Annotated in this window: 4 protein-coding genes; 3 read left to right on the top strand and 1 reads right to left on the bottom strand. The window is 72.5% G+C overall.

Going from position 1 to position 2,806, the window contains the following annotated elements:
• Window positions 1-331: 331 nt before the first annotated feature.
• Both AC5LSR_RS20220 and AC5LSR_RS20215 read left to right on the top strand, forming a co-directional pair.
• On the top strand, window positions 332-574 hold the full coding sequence (locus AC5LSR_RS20220) for a type II toxin-antitoxin system Phd/YefM family antitoxin (protein WP_250291565.1): 243 nt from the start codon (window positions 332-334) through the stop codon (window positions 572-574).
• Window positions 571-963 (top strand): type II toxin-antitoxin system VapC family toxin, encoded by a 393-nt coding sequence (locus AC5LSR_RS20215; protein ID WP_250291566.1) that lies wholly within the window; start codon window positions 571-573, stop codon window positions 961-963. The genes AC5LSR_RS20220 and AC5LSR_RS20215 overlap by 4 nt, the downstream gene beginning before the upstream one ends.
• Window positions 964-1,140: 177 nt before the next feature.
• Here the strand turns inward: AC5LSR_RS20215 and AC5LSR_RS20210 are convergent, their stop codons facing one another.
• On the bottom strand, window positions 1,141-2,229 hold the full coding sequence (locus AC5LSR_RS20210) for a DUF8588 domain-containing protein (RefSeq protein WP_493468833.1): 1,089 nt from the start codon (window positions 2,227-2,229) through the stop codon (window positions 1,141-1,143).
• 316 nt (window positions 2,230-2,545) lie between these two features.
• On the opposite strand from AC5LSR_RS20210, the gene AC5LSR_RS20205 reads away from it, so the two are divergent.
• On the top strand, window positions 2,546-2,806 hold a 261-nt coding region (locus AC5LSR_RS20205; RefSeq protein WP_493468832.1), incomplete at its 3' end, for a hypothetical protein.

Raw genomic sequence — 2,806 nt, 5'->3', positions numbered from 1 at the left:
ACCCCGACCCGGTCACCCTCGCCGCCGCCATCCACGCCCTCCTCGCTCCCACAACCCGGGCAGCCGTAGGTGGAAACCGCTACTGACACAACGTTTTCCACCTACGGTCGCGGAACCCGTAGGTGGAAAACGCTGCTGCCATGACGTTTTTCACCTACGGCTGGAGGTATCCACGGGACGGCGGCGCGCTTCCTCCACATGACCGTGGAAGACATCACCGTCCGGAAGGGCCGGCAGCGCACCCCGCCACTGCGCGGTGCCGCTCTGCGCCACTGCGTGGTGCCGCTCTGCCGGTTGCTCCGTTGCGCCAGCCCGGAGATAGACTAAGTTCATGGCTAAGCCCACTATCCAGGTCGGCGTGCACGAGGCGAAGACCCGGCTGTCCGAACTGCTGCGCGCCGTGGCGGCAGGTCAGGAGGTCGACATCCTGCGCAGCGGCAAGCCGGTAGCCAAGATCATCCCGTTCGCCCCCCGGAGCATGCGCGAGATCGGCGTCGACGAGGGGCGGTTCACCGTCCCCGACGACTTCGACGCCCCGCTGCCCGACGACATCGAGGACAGCTTCTACCGGTGAGCCGCTATCTGATCGACACGCAGGCATGGCTCTGGTCGCTCGCCGAGCCGCGGCGCCTGCGCGCGGACACCCGTGACCTGCTGGCCGACACCGCCAACGAGATCCTGCTGTCGGCCGCCAGCGGCTGGGAGATCTCGATCAAATACCGGCTGGGCAAACTGGCCCTCCCCGAACCGCCGCGCAGCTACGTGCCGGACCGGATACGGCGCACGGGCGTGACCCCGCTCGCGATCGAGCACGACCACGTGCTGCGGGTGGCGGCGCTGCCGGACCATCACCGGGATCCCTTCGACCGGCTCCTGGTAGCGCAGGCACAGGCACTGGACGTCCCGTTGATCACCGCGGACGGCCGGCTGTCGGCCTACGAGGTGAAAACCCTCCCAGCCTGACCCGTAAGCCGCCCGGCTTACCCCCATTTGGGGCGATGCCGAAGGCATCCGAGGTACCGACCCTCAGCCACGTGCTCGGGAAAGAAAAGCGATCACGATAACGAGTGCTCAAGTGGTTGCTCTAACAGCCACTTGAGCACTCGTTCCGGTGTGGGAGGGCCGCAAGGCGGCCGTTGGTCACGGGGAGTCTCTGTGGGAGGTGCGGGTTCCGTTACGGCGGGCGGCGCGTTCGTAGAGGTGGGCGGCGCGCAGCGGGTCGCCGTGGCGTTCGTGGAGCTCCGCGGCGCGGGCCCAGTCGTCCGCGAATTCGGCGTCGAGGGCGTCGTTCAGCCAGGTACGCGGTGCTGAGGGGGCCTCCGGTGCGCGGCTGCGCAGTTTCTTCCACAGCTCGCGGGCGCGTTGCAGGCCACCGGCGGGTGGTTGCGGCGCCGGCTCGGGCTCCGGTGGGCGTGGGGTGGCCTGCGCGTCGACGTCCGCCAGCGCCGCTTCGATCTCCGGGGGGAGCTGGAGGTCCAGCTGCGGGCCGGGGCCGGCCCACAGCGTCCACACCGGGTGGCGGGTGCGCAGGTCGAAGGCGACGGCCCGGTCCGGCAGCGCCACCACGGCGACGTCGTCCCCGGCGCCGAACAGGGCCCGGCGGGCGCTCGGGGGCAGCCGCGGGCGCGTCCGGTAGCCGACCGGCAGGAACAGCGGGCCGGGCCCGAGGCGGTACAGCGGCTCACCGACCGGCAGCCGTTCGAGCAGGCCGCCGGGGGCCAGCAGCAGATGCCTGTCCCGGCCGCGGACGACGAACGCGGTCTCGGCGAGCGGATGCCCTTCCAGCAGCAACGGGACGGCCGTGAGATCGTCGTCGTCGAGCAGCGCCGCTTCGGCGTCGGCCTCGCTGGTACGGGCCGGGACGATCGCGACCGCCCGCCCCTCCAGCCGCAACGACGCGCTGCCCGCCGCTGGTGACGTGCCGGCCACCGCCGATGCGACCGGGTCCGGAGCCTCCAGCGGGTAGTCGTCGGCGAGCCGGACGAGCGTGGCCGCGTCCGTGGGCTCACCGAGACCGGCCAGCCGCCAGCAGCCGAAGGAGGCGTCGGCCAGCACCCACGTGCCGGCGTCCACCAGGTCGGCGAGCAGCGGGTCGGGCAGCGCGGACGCCATGGCGTGCTGGACCAGCAGCGCGTCGCCGGTCACCCGGCAGACCAGCACGAACGGGTCATGATCGAGCGCAGTCAGCAACGACGCGGGCAACGGCTCCCCCGACGTCGACGCAGGCACCCTGGAGCTCTGCCCGTACACCCAGGAGGTTCTGGAGCCTGTCACGGACAGTCGTAATTCGATGGCAACTCGTCCGCCATGGGACGCCCCGGCGACGGCCCTTCCCGCCCTCCGTCCGCCGTTGGCGGCGGACCATGATGCCCCGGCGACGCTCTCTCCCGTCCCTCGCCCGCCACCGGCGGCGGACCATGACGGCTCGACGACGGCGCCAGGCCCCGAGCTGGCAGATCCCGAGGCCGGAGCGCTCCGCCCGAGCTCGCCCGGCGGCTGGCCAGACCCCGAGCCGACAGGCCCCGAGCCGACAGACCCCGCACCCGTGGCAGCGGTGGGCTGCGCGGCTTCGTCGAACAGCGGGACGAGCCGGACCGGCCGGTACCGCACGTCCAGCCCCAGCTCCAGAGCACGTTGGACGACCCCGCCGGCCCGCGAGCCCGCCACCAGCACCACCGCCTCGGTGGACGGGCCGGCCGCCACCGGGTGGAGCCCGGCCGTCCGCACAACCTCGACAACGCTCACCGGCCGGAGCCCGGCCGCCGGCACCGACCCACGACCATCGTCCGCCGAGGCCGCCGAGGCC

It is taken from the genome of Protofrankia sp. CiP1_Cm_nod4, from assembly GCF_982290645.1.
This window is presented reverse-complemented; position numbering and strand designations above follow the sequence as displayed.

Coding starts and splice junctions, on each gene's coding strand:
- AC5LSR_RS20220 (WP_250291565.1), top strand. CDS start 332: ATGGCTAAGCCCACTATCCAGGTCGGCGTGCACGAGGCGAAGACCCGG.